General features: G+C 61.4%; 15 protein-coding genes. 5 read left to right on the forward strand and 10 right to left on the reverse strand.

Annotation, left to right across the window (positions count from 1 at the left end):
- Window positions 1-126: 126 nt before the first annotated feature.
- Window positions 127-2,418, forward strand: coding sequence for a beta-glucosidase BglX (gene bglX / locus ACA079_RS25315; RefSeq protein ID WP_497701359.1), 2,292 nt, complete (start codon window positions 127-129; stop codon window positions 2,416-2,418).
- 104 nt (window positions 2,419-2,522) lie between these two features.
- Here bglX and ACA079_RS25320 read toward each other — a convergent pair whose 3' ends face one another.
- The 9 genes from ACA079_RS25320 to ACA079_RS25360 all read right to left on the reverse strand — a co-directional run bounded on the left by ACA079_RS25320 (window position 2,523) and on the right by ACA079_RS25360 (window position 12,080).
- Window positions 2,523-3,680, reverse strand: coding sequence for a phospholipase D-like domain-containing protein (locus tag ACA079_RS25320; protein WP_497701360.1), 1,158 nt, complete (start codon window positions 3,678-3,680; stop codon window positions 2,523-2,525).
- Window position 3,681: 1 nt separating this feature from the next.
- Window positions 3,682-4,272 carry a YceI family protein gene (locus ACA079_RS25325; RefSeq protein WP_497701361.1) on the reverse strand — a complete coding sequence of 197 codons (591 nt, stop codon included), beginning with the start codon at window positions 4,270-4,272 and terminating at the stop codon, window positions 3,682-3,684.
- Window positions 4,273-4,424: 152 nt separating this feature from the next.
- Window positions 4,425-5,195, reverse strand: a complete 771-nt coding sequence (locus ACA079_RS25330; RefSeq protein WP_497701362.1) for an IclR family transcriptional regulator — start codon at window positions 5,193-5,195, stop codon at window positions 4,425-4,427.
- A gap of 69 nt (window positions 5,196-5,264) precedes the next feature.
- Window positions 5,265-6,713, reverse strand: a complete 1,449-nt coding sequence (locus tag ACA079_RS25335) for an amidase (protein WP_497701363.1) — start codon at window positions 6,711-6,713, stop codon at window positions 5,265-5,267.
- Window positions 6,710-8,020, reverse strand: coding sequence for a citrate-proton symporter (locus ACA079_RS25340; protein ID WP_497701364.1), 1,311 nt, complete (start codon window positions 8,018-8,020; stop codon window positions 6,710-6,712). The genes ACA079_RS25335 and ACA079_RS25340 overlap by 4 nt, the downstream gene beginning before the upstream one ends.
- Window positions 8,021-8,101: 81 nt before the next feature.
- Window positions 8,102-9,277, reverse strand: coding sequence for a M20 aminoacylase family protein (locus ACA079_RS25345; protein WP_497701365.1), 1,176 nt, complete (start codon window positions 9,275-9,277; stop codon window positions 8,102-8,104).
- Between the two features lie 334 nt (window positions 9,278-9,611).
- Window positions 9,612-9,941, reverse strand: a complete 330-nt coding sequence (locus ACA079_RS25350; RefSeq protein WP_497701366.1) for an amidase — start codon at window positions 9,939-9,941, stop codon at window positions 9,612-9,614.
- Window positions 9,938-11,032 carry a serine hydrolase domain-containing protein gene (locus tag ACA079_RS25355; RefSeq protein ID WP_497701367.1) on the reverse strand — a complete coding sequence of 365 codons (1,095 nt, stop codon included), beginning with the start codon at window positions 11,030-11,032 and terminating at the stop codon, window positions 9,938-9,940. The genes ACA079_RS25350 and ACA079_RS25355 overlap by 4 nt, the downstream gene beginning before the upstream one ends.
- A 160-nt stretch (window positions 11,033-11,192) precedes the next feature.
- Window positions 11,193-12,080, reverse strand: coding sequence for an acyl-CoA dehydrogenase middle domain-containing protein (locus ACA079_RS25360; RefSeq protein ID WP_497701368.1), 888 nt, complete (start codon window positions 12,078-12,080; stop codon window positions 11,193-11,195).
- A gap of 154 nt (window positions 12,081-12,234) precedes the next feature.
- On the opposite strand from ACA079_RS25360, the gene olsB reads away from it, so the two are divergent.
- On the forward strand, window positions 12,235-12,990 hold the full coding sequence (gene olsB / locus ACA079_RS25365) for an L-ornithine N(alpha)-acyltransferase (RefSeq protein ID WP_007903792.1): 756 nt from the start codon (window positions 12,235-12,237) through the stop codon (window positions 12,988-12,990).
- Window positions 12,990-13,784, forward strand: a complete 795-nt coding sequence (locus ACA079_RS25370) for a lysophospholipid acyltransferase family protein (protein ID WP_497701369.1) — start codon at window positions 12,990-12,992, stop codon at window positions 13,782-13,784. The genes olsB and ACA079_RS25370 overlap by 1 nt, the downstream gene beginning before the upstream one ends.
- 110 nt (window positions 13,785-13,894) lie before the next feature.
- Here the strand turns inward: ACA079_RS25370 and ACA079_RS25375 are convergent, their stop codons facing one another.
- Window positions 13,895-14,464, reverse strand: a complete 570-nt coding sequence (locus ACA079_RS25375; RefSeq protein WP_497701370.1) for an acyl carrier protein phosphodiesterase — start codon at window positions 14,462-14,464, stop codon at window positions 13,895-13,897.
- A 155-nt stretch (window positions 14,465-14,619) separates the two neighbouring features.
- Between ACA079_RS25375 and ACA079_RS25380 the strand changes: the two genes are divergently transcribed.
- The gene (locus ACA079_RS25380) at window positions 14,620-14,940 is read left to right on the forward strand and encodes an ArsR/SmtB family transcription factor (protein WP_129441841.1); all 321 of its coding nucleotides are present in this window, start codon (window positions 14,620-14,622) and stop codon (window positions 14,938-14,940) included.
- A gap of 3 nt (window positions 14,941-14,943) precedes the next feature.
- Window positions 14,944-16,110 (forward strand): MFS transporter, encoded by a 1,167-nt coding sequence (locus ACA079_RS25385; protein ID WP_008152916.1) that lies wholly within the window; start codon window positions 14,944-14,946, stop codon window positions 16,108-16,110.
- Window positions 16,111-16,127 lie beyond the last annotated feature (17 nt).

The following is a 16,127-nucleotide window of genomic DNA, read 5'->3' on the forward strand; positions in this document are numbered from 1 at the left end:
AAAAGATGCCCCAGCGCGAAAACACGCAGAAGTGTGCTGCATTTACCTGAACAACAATAGTCGCTCCCTAAATTTTGGCTGACCGGCGCGTATTCACTGCCGTTTAGGCTTTTGAGAAAACTATTCATGAAGAAGCTGTGTTTGCTGGGCCTGTTCGTCAGCCTGGCCAGTCATAACGTATTGGCCGCCACGACACCCGCACCTCTGGAAAACAAGGATGCGTTCATCAGCAACCTGATGAAGCAAATGACCCTCGATGAAAAAATCGGCCAGTTGCGCCTGATCAGCATCGGCCCGGAAATGCCGCGGGAGACGATCCGTAAGGAAATCGCCGCCGGCAACATCGGTGGCACGTTCAACTCGATCACCCGCCCGGAAAACCGTCCGATGCAGGACGCGGCCATGCGCAGCCGGCTGAAGATCCCGATGTTCTTCGCCTATGACGTGATCCACGGCCACCGCACCATTTTCCCGATTCCGCTGGCCCTGGCCTCGAGCTGGGACATGGACGCCATCGGCCTGTCCGGGCGCATCGCCGCCAAGGAAGCCGCGGCGGACAGCCTCGACATCACTTTCGCACCGATGGTCGACATCTCCCGCGACCCGCGCTGGGGCCGGACTTCCGAAGGCTTCGGCGAAGACACGTATCTGGTTTCGCGCATCGCTGGCGTCATGGTCAAAGCCTTCCAGGGCACAGGCGCGAACGCGGCCGACAGCATCATGTCCAGCGTCAAGCACTTTGCCCTGTACGGCGCGATCGAGGGCGGTCGCGACTACAACGTCGTCGACATGAGCCCGGTCAAGATGTTCCAGGACTACCTGCCACCGTACCGCGCCGCCATCGACGCCGGTGCTGGCGGGGTGATGGTCGCGCTGAACTCGATCAACGGCGTGCCCGCCACCGCCAACACCTGGCTGATGAACGACCTGTTGCGCAAGCAATGGGGCTTCAAAGGCCTGGCCGTCAGCGACCACGGGGCGATTTTCGAGCTAATTAAACACGGCGTCGCCCGTGACGGTCGCGAAGCCGCGAAGCTGGCGATCAAGGCCGGCATCGACATGAGCATGAACGACACCCTCTACGGCAAAGAGCTGCCGGGACTGTTGAAGGCGGGTGAGATCCAGCAAAGCGACATCGACAACGCGGTGCGTGAAGTGCTCGCCGCCAAGTACGACATGGGCCTGTTCAAGGACCCGTACCTGCGCATCGGCAAGGCTGAGGATGACCCGGCCGACACTTATGCCGAAAGCCGTCTGCACCGCACCGAGGCCCGTGACGTCGCGCGCCGCAGCATGGTGTTGCTGAAGAACCAGGGCGAAACCCTGCCGCTGAAGAAGACTGCAAAAATCGCCCTGGTCGGTCCGCTGGCCAAGGCGCCGATCGACATGATGGGCAGCTGGGCAGCCGCGGGTAAACCCACGCAATCGGTGACCCTGTTCGACGGTATGACCACTGCACTGGGCGCGCAATCGACGCTGATCTACGCTCGCGGCGCCAACATCACCAGCGACAAGAAGATCCTGGATTACCTGAACTTCCTCAACTTCGACGCACCGGAAGTGGTGGATGATCCGCGCTCGGCCCAAGTGCTGATCGACGAAGCGGTGAAAGCCGCCAAGGATGCCGATGTGGTGGTGGCAGCAGTGGGCGAATCCCGTGGCATGTCCCACGAATCGTCGAGCCGCACCGACCTGAACATCCCGGCCAACCAGCGCGATTTGATCAAGGCCCTGAAGGCCACCGGCAAACCGCTGGTGCTGGTGTTGATGAACGGCCGTCCGCTGTCGATTCTCGAAGAGAAGGAACAGGCCGACGCGATTCTGGAAACCTGGTTCAGCGGCACCGAAGGCGGCAACGCCATCGCCGACGTACTGTTCGGCGACTACAACCCGTCGGGCAAATTGCCGATCACCTTCCCGCGTTCGGTAGGCCAGATTCCGACCTACTACAACCACCTGAGCATTGGCCGGCCGTTCACGCCGGGCAAACCGGGCAACTACACCTCGCAGTATTTCGATGACACCACAGGTCCCCTGTTCCCATTCGGTTTCGGCCTGAGCTACACCAATTTCAGTCTGAGCGACATGGCGCTGTCGTCGACCACGCTGAACAAAACCGGCAAGCTCGACGCCAGCGTCATGGTGAAAAACACCGGCAAGCGTGACGGCGAAACCGTGGTGCAGTTGTACATCCAGGACGTGACCGGCTCGATGATCCGTCCGATCAAGGAACTGAAGAACTTCCAGAAAATCACGCTGAAGGCCGGCGAACAGAAAGTCGTGCACTTCACCATCACCGAGGATGACCTGAAGTTCTTCAATACACAGCTCAAGTACGCGGCAGAACCGGGCAAGTTCAATGTGGAGATCGGCCTGGATTCCCAGGACGTGACGCAGCAGAGCTTTGAACTGCTCTAACCTTTGAAAGCAAAAGATCGCAGCCTTCGGCAGCTCCTACAGGGTGTACACCATCCCAATGTAGGAGCTGCCGCAGGCTGCGATCTTTTGATCTTGCTCTGCCCCTATCCCCTTCGATCCAGCAGATTCACCACCAGCCGATCCACCCATCCCCAAATCCTTTGCTTCACTCGCCGCCACAGCGGCCGGCGTTGCCATGCTTCCAGGCTGACTTCCTGGCTCTGCGCAAAGTCCCTCTCGAAACTCGCCGCCACCGCCCGCGTCAGCCCTGGGTCCAGTGCCTCAAGGTTGGCTTCCAGGTTGAAGCGCAAATTCCAGTGATCGAAATTGCACGAGCCGATGCTCACCCAGTCGTCGATCAGGACCATTTTCAAATGCAGGAAACACGGCTGGTACTCGAAGATCGCCACCCCGGCCTTGAGCAATCGCGGGTAGTAGCGATGCCCGGCGTAGCGCACCGACGGGTGATCGGTGCGTGGCCCGGTCAGCAGCAGGCGCACATCGACACCTCGGGCGGCTGCCCGGCGCAGTGAGCGGCGGACTTTCCAGGTCGGCAGGAAATACGGCGTCGCCAGCCAGATCCGCCGCTGGCCGCTGTTCAGCGCGCGAATCAATGATTGCAGGATGTCCCGGTGCTGGCGGGCGTCGGCGTACGCCACCCGGCCCATGCCCTCGCCCGTGGACGGCACGCGCGGTAGACGCGGCAAGCCAAAATGCGAGGCGGGTTTCCAGGCGCGCCGATGCCGGTTGGCGATCCATTGGCGGTCGAACAGCAACTGCCAGTCGATAACCAAGGGACCGGTGATTTCCACCATCACCTCGTGCCATTCGCTGGTGTCTTCGCCCGGCGTCCAGAATTCATCGGTCACCCCGGTGCCACCCACCACGGCCATGCTCTGATCGACCAGCAACAGCTTGCGGTGATCGCGGTAGAAGTTGCCCACCCAACGCCGCCAGCTCAGGCGATTGTAGAAACGCAGCTCCACGCCCGCAGCCATCAAACGCTGACGCAAAGTCAGGGTGAACGCGAGGCTGCCGTAATCATCGAACAGGCAGCGCACGCGCACGCCACGTTCGGCAGCCTGGACCAACGCCTGAACCATCGCTTCGGCACAGGCACCCGCCTCCACCAGGTACAGCTCCAGCTCGACCTGCTCTTCGGCGCGGGCAATCGCCACCAACATCCGTGGGAAAAACTGCGGACCGTCGATCAACAGTTCAAAACGGTTGCCTTCACGCCAGGGGAAAATTGCGCCGGCCATGTCAGCGCGCCGTGAAAATCAGTACCGCACCCACCGGCACCGACAGACTGATGGCCGACAAACCGGCGACCTTGCGCAAACTTTCCAGGCCGGGGGCCAGGTCGAAATCCGCGGCATTGATGATCAGCGGTTCGAGGGTCACCACCTGGAAGCGTCGGTCATCGAGACGGGTTGCCAGCAGTTCGGCGTTGTATTCGTGTTGTTTGCCATGGAGGTTGACGGTCAGCGGCAGGCGCAATTCAAGTTGCGCACCGGGCGCGAGGTCGTTGATCGGCCGCAGATCGATCTGCGCGGTGATCAGTGCTTCGGGGAAAGTCTGGATTTCAAACAGGTCCTTGCGCATGCGTTCATCGCGCAGCGGGATGCCACTGTTGACCGAGTCCATCTCGACTTCCACCTCGGCCTGGCCTTTGGGATCGACCTTGCCGTGCAGCACCAGAAAGCGCTGCACTTCGGAAATGTTGGCGTTTTTGGTGCTGATGAACGACAGCCGCGAGGACTCGCCGTCCAGATACCAATCGGCGTGGGCCGACAGCGTGGCGCCGGCCAACAGCAGGAAGGCGAGGGTTTTGCAGAGGAAGCGGTTGAACATAGAGACTCGTGGGGCAGATAAACCTGCACGAACCTTAACCGCCCGTGAGCGCATTGCAAACCGCGAAGATCAAAAGATCGCAGCCTGCGGCAGCTCCTACAGGGGAATGCGTTCACATGTAGGAGCTGCCGCAGGCTGCGATCTTTTAAGAGTCAGGCCAACGCGTGCTGCACATCGCCGATGGTAGCGGCCAGGCTGTTCAGGTGCAGGCTCAACACCCGTTCCACCGGCGCCTGATCCATCGGCCAGTGCAGCGCCATGCTGCCGACCAAGCGGCCGTCGGCATGAAGCGGCAAGGCCACTGCCCGAATCAGGAACGGCAACCGCACCGGGTATTCCCAGTAACCTTCGGTGCGCTGGCCGAAACCCTGATGCAACGCCTGTTCGTTGGCGCTGAAGAGGCTCTCATCCGTCAGTCGTTCACGACCGGCCAGCCGCTCCACTTCTTGAGTATCCAGTTCGCCCAGGCATGCCCGGCCCATGGCCGAATGAAACAGACTGGCGTGCTGGCCGACGATCTGGCAGTTGTTCGGGTAACGCTTGCGCAGCACAGTGGGGATCGCGCTTTCCATGACTTCGACCCGCTCGCCGTCGAAACTCGACAGGTCCGCCACCAGCCCGGTGCGCTCGCTCAACTCCAGCAACATCGGCGCGGCGCTTTCCACCAGTCGCCGTTTGAAACGCTGCTGACTGTCGCCGAACAGACGCTTGGCGCACAGCCGATAACGCCGGTCGCTCAAACCGCGATAAATCCAGCCTTGCTCCTGCAAGGTCAGCAACATCCGCGACACCGTGGCCTTGGGCAGGGTCGTCAGATAGTGCAACTCTTCCAGCCCCAACGCCTGATGCTCACCCAGCAGTTCGACGATGGCCAGCGCCCGTTCGACGGAACGCACGCTGCCGGTATCTGCCTTGCTGTCCATGGATTCGATCTCCCTTAGCCCGGATGGATGATCGCTTTTTGCAGCAAGATGCGGGCCCGCTCGGTGAACTCAGGCGTCTTGCAGACAACCCGGTGGCCGACGTTTGACCCATTGCGTCAGTTGCTCATGAGCGTAAGCCAGTTGCAGCACCGCCCGATCGGCCTGGGCCGGGCCGATGATTTGCAGGCCCATCGGCAACCCGGCCGGGCTGAACCCCACCGGCACATTCATGCTCGGCAAACCGGCCAGGGTCGGCCCGATCACCACTTCCATCCAGCGGTGATAGGTGTCCATGCTCTGCCCGCCGACGACGCGCGGCCAAGGGGTTTGTGCATCAAAAGGGAACACTTGCGCGGTGGGCAACAGCAGAAAATCGTAACATTCGAACAACTCGCTCAAGGCCCGATACCAATCACTGCGACTGACCGACGCCTGGTAAACATCCGCCGCCGTCAGGCGCAGGCCACCTTCGATTTCCCATTGAGCCTCGGGTTTGAGCAGGTCACGTTTCTGCGGGTCGGCATATAGCGCGCCGAGGCTGCCCTGCACCAACCAGTGTCGGTGCACCAGCCAGGTTTGCCACAGGCGCTCCATAGAAAAGTCCGGCTGGCAGGCCTGGACCCGGCAACCCAGCGCCTCGAAATCCCCGAGTGCCGATTCGCACAGGCTCAACACGCCGTCGTCCATCGGCAGATAGCCGTTGTAGTCCCCCAGCCAACCCAGCCTCACATCACTGAAATCCTGTATCAGCGTGTCGGCAAAAATATCCAGACTCTGCGTGAGCGACAGCGGCGCGCGCGGGTCATATCCGGCCTGAGTGCCGAGTAAGCGAGCGACATCGGTCACGCTGCGGCCCATCGGTCCTTCGGTGGCCAGTTGCTGAACGAACACCTCCGGCGCCGGGCCGTGAGGCACGCGGCCTTGCGAGGGACGAAAGCCAAATACGTTGTTGAACGCCGCCGGGTTACGCAGCGAGCCCATCATGTCGCTGCCGTCGGCCACCGGCAACATGCGCAACGCCAGCGCCACCGCCGCCCCGCCGCTGCTGCCGCCAGCGACCAACGTCGGGTCGTAGGCATTGGTGGTGGTGCCGAACACGCTGTTATAGGTCTGCGAGCCGAGTCCGAATTCCGGGACGTTGGTCTTGCCGATGATGATCGCCCCACAATCGCGAACCCGCGCCACGCTGATCGCGTCGTGTTGCGGGATCTGCTCGGCGAACAGCGGCGAGCCCATGGTCGTGCGCAAACCGGCAGTCGCCGCGAGATCCTTGATGGCTTGCGGCATGCCGTGCATCCAGCCGCGGGACTGGCCCTGATCCAACTGCCGGTCGCAGGCGTCGGCCTCCGCCAACAACTCATCGGCCGAGCGCAGCGAGACCAGCGCGTTAACCTGCGGATTGAAGCGTTCGATCTGCGCCAGATAGGCCTGCATCACTTCACGGCAGGAAACCTGGCGAGCATGAATCGCTCGGGACAACGCATCGGCGTCCATTTCAACAATCGGATTGATGCTCAAGGCTTCACCTCAAGATTAAGTGCTTCGGATTTTTTAGCGCGTGGCGCTTCGTGCATGCAGTAGGTGCCCATCAGCGTCAGCACGCAAGCGAACAGGACATAGAAGGCCGGCGCCACGGGTGTCGCCAGCGCCTTGCTGAGCCAAGTGACGATCAGCGGTGCGAAACCGCCGAAGACCATGACCGCAACGTTGTACGCCACCGACACCCCGGTGGAGCGCACTTCGATCGGAAACTGTTCGGCCAGCGCAGTCGGGGCCGGGCCGAAGAACCCACCAATAGCGCTACATAACAACAGTTGCATCACCAACAGACGCTCCACCGATGGCGCCGCCGCGACCCACACGTACAGCGGATACACCATCAGGAAAAACGCCAAAGTGAACGCCATCAAAACCGGGCGCCGCCCGAGCCGGTCCGACAGCGCGCCGGACAGCGGAATGATCACGGTCATCACGGCGACGGCGAGCATCTGCACCAGCAAGACCTTGTCCAGCGGCAGGCCGAGGTTCTTGTGGGCGAAGGTCGGCATGTTCACCAGCACCACGTAAAACGATACCGTCGCGCCGCACGCCAGGCCCATCGACACCAGAATGCTGCGCCGATGTTCGCGGATCACTTGCAGCAGGCTCGGGCTCGCGCCTTTAGCCTGTTTGCGTGCCTCGAGAAATTCTTCCGGTTCCTCCATGTGTTTGCGAATCCACAGCCCGACCGGGCCGATCAACAAACCGATCATGAACGGAATCCGCCAGCCCCAGCTATCCAGCGCCTCGGGGGAAAGCAGATGAGTGAACAACGCCACCATCCCGGCCCCGGAGAACACCGCCAGGCATTGCCCGACCAATTGCCAGGAACCGTACAAACCCTTTTTGTGCGCGGGTGCACTTTCCACCAGAAACGCCGTGGCGCTGGCGTATTCGCCGCCCGTGGCGAAGCCCTGGAGCATCCGCGCGACCACGATCAACAACGGCGCGCCCATGCCGATGGCGGCGTAGTTCGGCGCGAACGCGATCAGCGCGATGGACACCGTCATCAGGCGGATGATCATCTGCATCGCGGCCTTGCGCCCTTTGCGGTCGGAGTACATGCCCAACAGAATGCCGCCCACCGGGCGCATGAAAAACCCGACGCCAAAGGTCGCCAGCGCCATCAGCAGTGACGCGTATTCGTCCTCGGACGGAAAGAATTGCCGGGCGATGATGCTCGCCAGAAAGCCGTAAACAATGAAGTCATACCATTCCAGCGCATTGCCGATAACGGCGGCGACCACCTGCCGGGTGCGCGAAACGCCTGTGCTTGAAGTCTGCATGGGGAACTCTCCAGAAACCTGTTGGGCGATAACGGACGCGACGAAGCGCGCCCGATCCAGCGGCAGTAGAAAGTGAGGTCGTCAGGCGGGCTTCAGCCAGCTCTCGGTCAGCGCACCCCAATACGCCGCGCCGGTCAGCAGGATGTCGTCGTTGAAGTCGTAAGCAGGGTTGTGGACCATCGGCCGCGAAACGCCATTGCCGATAAACAGGTAGGCGCCGGGGCAGCGTTGCAGCATCCAGGCGAAGTCTTCGCTGCCCATGAGCTTGGGCGTGTTGCCGTCCACCGCGTCGGCACCGAGCAGCTCGACGCCGACCTGCCGGGCGAATTCGGTTTCGGCGGCGTGGTTGACCAGCACCGGGTAAGCCGGGCGATGTTCGATTTTCGAACTGCAACCGAAGCTGCGGGCTTGGGACTCGATGATCGCGCGCACGCGGTCGAGGGTTTTCTCCCGGACTTCGGCGTTCAGCGCACGCAGGCTCAGGCGCAAGATGGCTTGTTGCGGAATGACGTTGGCGGCCTCGCCGGCCTGCAAGGCACCAACGGTCACCACGGCGGCCTGCTGCGCGTCGATGTTGCGCGCAACCACGGTTTGCAGGGCCATGACCACACTGGCCGCCGCCACCAGCGGATCCACCGCCAAATGCGGCATCGAGCCGTGTCCACCCACGCCTTCGATGACCACCGTGAGCAAATCCTGGGACGCCATCATCGGCCCTTCACGGAAGCCCAGATGCCCCGCCGGCAAGCCCGGCATGTTGTGCATGCCGAACAGCGCGTCACAGGGAAACCGTTCCAGCAGGCCATCGGCGAGCATCGCTTCGGCACCGCCCTGCCCCTCTTCGGCGGGCTGGAAAATCAGGGTCAGGGTGCCATCGAACTGACGGGTCGCGGCGAGGTAGCGCGCGGCGCCTAACAACATCGTGGTGTGGCCGTCATGACCACAGGCGTGCATGCAGCCCTGATGCCGACTGCTGTAAGCCGCGCCGGTATTCTCGAGGATCGGCAAGGCGTCCATATCCGCCCGCAGCCCAAGTTTGCGTGAACTGCTGCCGTTGCGCAGGACGCCGACCACGCCGGTCTTGCCGATCCCGGTGTGAACTTCATAACCCCACTCTTCGAGGGATTTGGCCACCAGCGCCGAGGTACGGTTTTCCTCGAAGCCAAGTTCCGGGTGGGCGTGGATGTCCTGGCGTGTGGCGTGCAGGTCGCTGGCCACGTCGTTGAGCCAGGCAAGAATGTGCTGATGTCGGGTCATGACGATTGTCCTCGGGCCGGGTGAATTCCCGTTCTTTTTGTTCGCAGTGATTTCGCGACACATCAAGGCAGGTCGCGCTCATCGCCAGATAACCGCGAGTTCGGCGCGAGGACAATCGAATGTGGTTCCACCACGTGGAACCTGAGAATTACGGGTCGATGCAAATCCCTGTGGTGAGGGGCTTTTGTGGCGAGGGAGCTTGCTCCCGCTGGAGGGCGAAGCACTCCCAAAACCGGCAAATGGATTTCTTCAGGTAGAACTCATACGCAGTGTTTACGACTGCTGCGCAGCCGAGCGGGAGCAAGCTCCCTCGCCACAAAAAGCATCTACGCCGTCATGGTGATAGGCGGCAGCCTTGGCGTTCGCCGACCCATTGCGCGCTGTTGCTGCGGCCCATGCCGCTGACGGTGACGCGCTTGCTGGCGGGTTCATCGGTAAAGCCACTGGTAGGCAACCACTGCTTCACATAGCTGTGGCAATACTCGGCCGGGTTGTTCATCACGTAACGGCACGAACAATATTCCTTGGCGGTGTAGGCACTGATGATGTCCGGGAATGCCCACAGCGCTACGCGCTCCTGCCAGATCCAGCCGAGCAAGGCGACCAGCAGGATCAACAACAGCGCGCTGAACGGTCGGCGACGAACAAAGCTGCGACGGTTCATGGCTGCACCTTCGCGGCAAATGCCTTGAGCGCGAGCTTGAGCAAATCGTTGTGCCGGTAGCTGCCGTCGCGGTCATCGCCATAGCGCACGATCACCAGGTTTTCGCTGGGAATCACGTACATCGCCTGACCCCAATGACCCAGCGCGGCGAAGGTATCGTCGGGTGCATCGGGCCAGGGTTTTGCCGCGCCACCCGCTGCTCGATTGAGCCACCAATGGCCGCCGGGCACGGCGTCGTCCTGATTGGCTTGATAGTGGGCGAAAGGTTGGCGGTTGAAGGCGACCCAGTCTTTGGGCAGCAATTGTCGCTCGCCCCAACGACCGTCGCGGGCCATCAACAGACCGACTCGCGCGAGGTCCCGGGCGGTGAGATAGACGTAGGACGAAGCGACGAAGGTTCCCGTTGCATCGCTCTCCCAGACGGCGTGGCGAATGCCCAAAGGCTCGAACAGCGCAGTCCATGGATAGTCCGGATACCGGTTCGGGCCGACGATGTTTTTCAACGCGGCGGACAACAGATTGCTGTCACCGCTGGAGTAACGGAATGCCTCACCGGGTTTGGCGTATTCAGCGTGATCGGCGGTGAACGCGGCCATGTCCTGGTGACCGCGGGTGTAGAGCAGCGCGACCACCGAGGATTTCAACGGCGCGTATTCATAGTCTTCCTGCCAGTCCAGGCCCGAGGCCCAATGCAGCAGGTCGGCCATGGTCATCGTCGGGTGCTTTTCCAGCGGTGGATAAAACTTCAGCACTGAATCCGTGAGCTTGAACAGACCTTCGCCATAGGCCACGCCGAGGACCGTGGCCATCAGGCTTTTGCTGATGGACCAGGTCAGGTGTGGGGTGTCGGCGGTGGTCGGGCCGGCGTAGCGTTCGTAGATCAGTTGACCGTCGCGGATCACCAGCAAGGCGTCGGTGCGGATGCCTTTTCGGGTGGCCTCATCACGGGGTGGAAAGGCGTAAGTCTCCAGCGCTTGAAGCGCCGGCCCGGTGACTGTCGGGCCGGTCGACCATTGCTCGGCAGGCCAGTATTCGGCGTGGGCCGTGAGGCTGAGCAACAGCCCGAAAATCAGGGACAAGCCTTTGAACATGGTGGGGGCTCGGAGGGATGAACCTGCTGAGCCTAGTCGAGATAAATGACAGTTCGAAAACTACGTCGTCATTGAGGCCGCCATCGCGAGCAAGCTCGCTCCCACAGGGTGTGTACAACGCAGATCCAATGTGGGAGCGAGCTTGCTCGCGATGAGGCCCTCAACCCACTGAAGATCCCGCGAGTGCCTTGGCCAACCGCTTCCCCCGCGCACCCGCCGCCAAATCCATCACACCCTGATCGCGTTGCCACATCGCCGCCCAATGCTGCGGGCCATCGGCCAGTGCCTGAGCCACCTCGGTCTTGAGCCCATCGAACTGCGCAAACAAGCCTGCGAGTAACACATGCCCGGACGGATTATTCGGCGCCTGCCGGCTGACTTCCGCACACCCGGCCAGCAGCGCCAGCAAACGCAGTTGCAAGGCTTGCGGCCAGTCGCTGTCCTGACCGATGCCGTACAGCCAGGCGGTCATGGCGCTCAGCACATAGATGTCTTCAAGGGTGCGAAACGGTTTGATGTAAGCATCCCAGCCATCCCCCGCCAACAGTTCGCATTGAGCGTTATCCAGAATAAGTCGGCCATGGCTGATGTCTGGCATCAACGGGATCGCCGGTAGTTTCTCCAGACGCACGCCCGGTTCATCGGGATAAACCACCGCCAGACTCAGACGCGGTTTTTCGTCAGGGGCTTCACTGCGAGCAGCGATCAGCAGCCAATCGGCGGCATCGCCTGCGGTGACAAAATCCTTGCGCCCGCTCAGACGCAAATCGTGCAGACGGGTCTGCATGTCCGCCACCCGCAGGCTGCGCTGTTCGGTCGCGCACAAGGCGCCGAGGCTCAGCGGTGCGCTCGGCCAGAGCATGCGCAATGCCGCCTGATACCCCACTAGAAACGCCAGCCCCGGCGTCGACATCAAACGTCCGCCGGCCACCGCCAATTCGAACGGCGTGACGTTGCCCAACTGGTGCAACAAGGTCGCGAACCCCTCGCCCAGGTCCGGGTTGGCGGGCAGACGATCGCGGCGGCGCAGCAGGTTTTGCCAGGGCATAAGAGGCTCCTCGTGGGCTGTCATATAAGCATCACCAAAGCTTCATGGCGATGACACCGGGGCTACATAGCCTGACTTTGCACAACACGGCTGCATAAAGAAAGTCGATCGGCTGTAACCCAAGACGGGTGACCGGCCCGTATGGAGATTCGCAATGACTCAGATCGCCCGCATCAGCGACACCGGCAATGAACGCCGCCTGCAAGCCGAACGCCTGGTGGGCGCCGAGGCCTTGCAGGAAGCCCAGGCCCTGCGCTTCAACGTGTTCAGCGGCGAATTCAACGCCAAACTGAAAGGCGCGGAGCTGGGTCTGGACATGGATGACTATGATGTTCACTGCGCCCACATCGGCGTGCGTGACTTGAACACCGGGCGTCTGGTGGCGACCACCCGTTTGCTCGACCACACGGCCGCCAGCAGCCTGGGCAAGTTTTACAGCGAAGAAGAATTCAGCCTGCATGGCCTGGTCCACCTCAAAGGCCCGATCCTGGAAATCGGCCGCACTTGCGTCGACCCGGCCTACCGCAACGGCGGCACCATCGCCGTACTCTGGGGCGAACTGGCCGAAGTGCTGAACCAGGGCGGCTACAGCTATTTGATGGGTTGCGCGAGCATCCCGATGCAGGACGGCGGCATTCAGGCCCACGCGATCATGCAGCGACTGCGCGAACGCTACCTGTGCACTGAACACCTGCGGGCCGAGCCGAAAAAACCGCTGCCAACGCTGGATATTCCATCTAACGTGATCGCCGAAATGCCTCCGCTGCTCAAGGCCTACATGCGTCTTGGCGCGAAGATCTGCGGCGAGCCGTGCTGGGACGAAGACTTCCAGGTCGCCGACGTGTTCATCCTGCTCAAGCGCGACGAACTCTGCCCGCGTTATGCCAAGCACTTCAAGGCGGCCGTATGATGAGTCGGTTACGGGTGTACGCGCGGATTGCGCGAGTGTTGGTGGTGGTGGCGCTGGGTTTGAGCATGGCTGGAGTGTTTGGGCTATTCGAGCGTTTGGGGATTGCTCATTCGATGGTTCGTCGCCAACGCTGGTCGCGATTTTTCATGGCGCGCCTGAGCAATGCCCTGCCCTTTCGCGTGACCATGCACGGTGAACTGCCAAAGGCGCCGATGCTCTGGGTCAGCAACCATGTGTCCTGGACCGACATTCCGCTGCTGGGCATGCTCACGCCGCTGTCGTTCCTGTCCAAGGCCGAAGTGCGCACCTGGCCGGTGGCGGGCTGGCTGGCGGCCAAGGCCGGCAGTTTGTTCATTCGCCGGGGGTCGGGCGACAGCCAGTTGATTCGCAAACAGATGACCCGTCATCTGGAGCAGGAACATCCGCTGCTGATGTTCCCGGAAGGCACCACCACCGATGGCCGTTCGTTGCGCACTTTCCACGGTCGATTGCTGTCTGCGGCGATCGACTCCGAAGTGAAATTGCAGCCGGTGGCGATTCGTTATCTGCGCGACGGTGAGCTCGATTCGCTGGCGCCGTTCATTGGCGATGATGATTTGCTCTCGCACTTGATGCGCTTGTTTGCCCATGATCGGGGTGAGGTGGAGATTCATCTGCTCAAACCGATTGCTTGTGAAGGTCGGGAGCGTGCGGCACTGGCGTTCGAGGCACAGCAGGCGGTGCAGAAGGCGTTGTTTGGGGAAGTGGCGAAACCTGCAGAACCGCGACGTGCTGGCGAACTCATCGCCGCATAACCCCGCTTTTCTGTAGGAGCAAAGCTTGCTCGCGATAGGATCACCGCGGTTTAACGGATGACCGCGTTATCGTTTATCGCGAGCGAGCTTTGCTCCTACAGGGATGGGTGTCAGCGGTTTTTGGCGAAATCCTGAAGCTGCGGATAGAACAACCGAAAGTCATCGCTCAACGGTTCATACAACACCCGCAATTCCTGCATCGCTGCGGCCAGCTCCTCCGGTCGCGTCAGCCGCCGTGAAATCCCGCGCAGCACCTGCTCAAGCACCGCAAATTCCCGATAGGAACCCAACCAGTCATTGGCCACCATGTGCGGCGCGATCTGCGCCAGCCGTTCCGGCAATTGCGCTTCGGCGGACAGCACCCGGTACACACCCGAAGTGAACTGCTCCAGTGGCAGATCCGAGTACAGCGTCCAGTCACGCGCCAGGCAATGGTCAAAAAACACGTCGAGCACTATCCCGGCGTAACGTCGGCGGGTCAGGGAAAACCGTGACAACGAAACGTCCACCAACGGATGGCGGTCGGTAAAGACATCGATGCTGCGATGCAACTGGATGGCCGCTTCGATCTCCGGATCGAACTGCCCTTGCAGCCGCCCTTTGACGAAATCGCCATACAGACTGCCGAGCAATTGACCGGGGCGCTGGCCACCGAGGTGAAGATGTGCGAGATAGTTCATGCCGCGCAGCTTAGCACTGCGCCATACATATCGTTATAACTCGATATACCGATTTGCACGGTCGTCAGACCAAAATCATATTGGTATATCGCGAAGTACCGATTTAAAGTTCGCCTCATCGCGATATAGCGTTTTACTCATCACGAGCCCAAACCATGACCATCGACCTCGACGAAATAATAAAAGCCCTGGCACACCCAGTACGCCGAGACATCCTCATCTGGCTGAAAGATCCCAAAGCCCAGTTCCCGGAACAGATCCACAACCACGAGTACGGCATTTGCGCCGGACAGATCGATCAACGCTGCGGCCTGTCGCAGTCGACCGTGTCCGCCCATTTGGCGAACTTGCAACGTGCGGGACTGATCAGCAGCCAGAAAGCCGGTCAATGGCACTTCTTCAAACGCAACGAGGACGTGATTCAGGCGTTCCTCGACGCCATCGTCAAGGAGCTCAGCGCTCCGACCAGGAATTAAACAATGCCCCTCTCGCTACTCATTCTGGCCTTGAGCGCCTTCGCCATCGGCACCACCGAGTTCGTCATCATGGGCTTGCTGCCCGATGTGGCGGCAGACCTCGGTGTGTCGATCCCCGGCGCCGGTTGGCTGGTGACCGGTTACGCCCTCGGCGTGGCCATCGGTGCGCCGTTCATGGCACTGGCCACCTCTCGATTGCCGCGCAAGGCCGCACTGGTAGCGTTGATGGGCATCTTCATCGTCGGCAACCTGCTCTGCGCAATGGCCACCGACTACAACGTGCTGATGTTTGCCCGTGTGGTTACCGCCCTCTGCCACGGTGCGTTCTTCGGCATTGGTTCGGTGGTGGCGGCAGGTCTGGTGCCTGCGAACAAGCGCGCTTCGGCCGTGGCCCTGATGTTCACCGGCCTGACCCTGGCCAACGTGCTCGGCGTTCCGCTGGGCACCGCGCTCGGTCAGGAAGCCGGCTGGCGTTCGACCTTCTGGGCGGTGACCGTAATTGGTGTCATCGCGTTGATCGGCCTGATCCGTTTCCTGCCGGCCAAGCGTGATGAAGAGAAACTCGACATGCGCGCCGAACTGCGCGCCCTCAAAGGGGCCGGGATCTGGCTGTCGTTGAGCATGACCGCGTTGTTCGCTGCGTCGGTATTCACCCTGTTCACCTATGTCGCCCCGCTGCTCGGCGATGTCACCGGCGTCTCGCCCAAAGGCGTGACCTGGACCCTGATGCTCATCGGCCTGGGCCTGACGGTCGGCAACATTATCGGCGGCAAGCTGGCTGACAAAGGCATGGCCGCAACGTTGATCGGCGTCTTTATCTCGATGGCCGTGATCTCCACCGTACTGACCTGGACCAGCGTTGCGCTGATTCCTACCGAAATCACCCTGTTCCTCTGGGCCACCGCGTGCTTTGCCGCCGTGCCCGCCCTGCAAGTGAACGTCGTGACCTACGGCAAGGCCGCACCGAACCTGGTGTCGACCTTGAACATTGGCGCTTTCAACATCGGCAACGCACTGGGTGCCTGGGTCGGTGGCAGCGTCATCGCCCACGGTTTCGGCCTGACCAGCGTTCCACTCGCGGCAGCAGCATTGGCGGTACTCGCCCTGCTGGTGACCCTGATTACTTTCCGTCAGAGCGGTAATCCCGAACTGGCTCCTGCGACTAACTGATACCTCACGAGGGTTGT

This window comes from Pseudomonas sp. LBUM1645 (genome assembly GCF_059716185.1).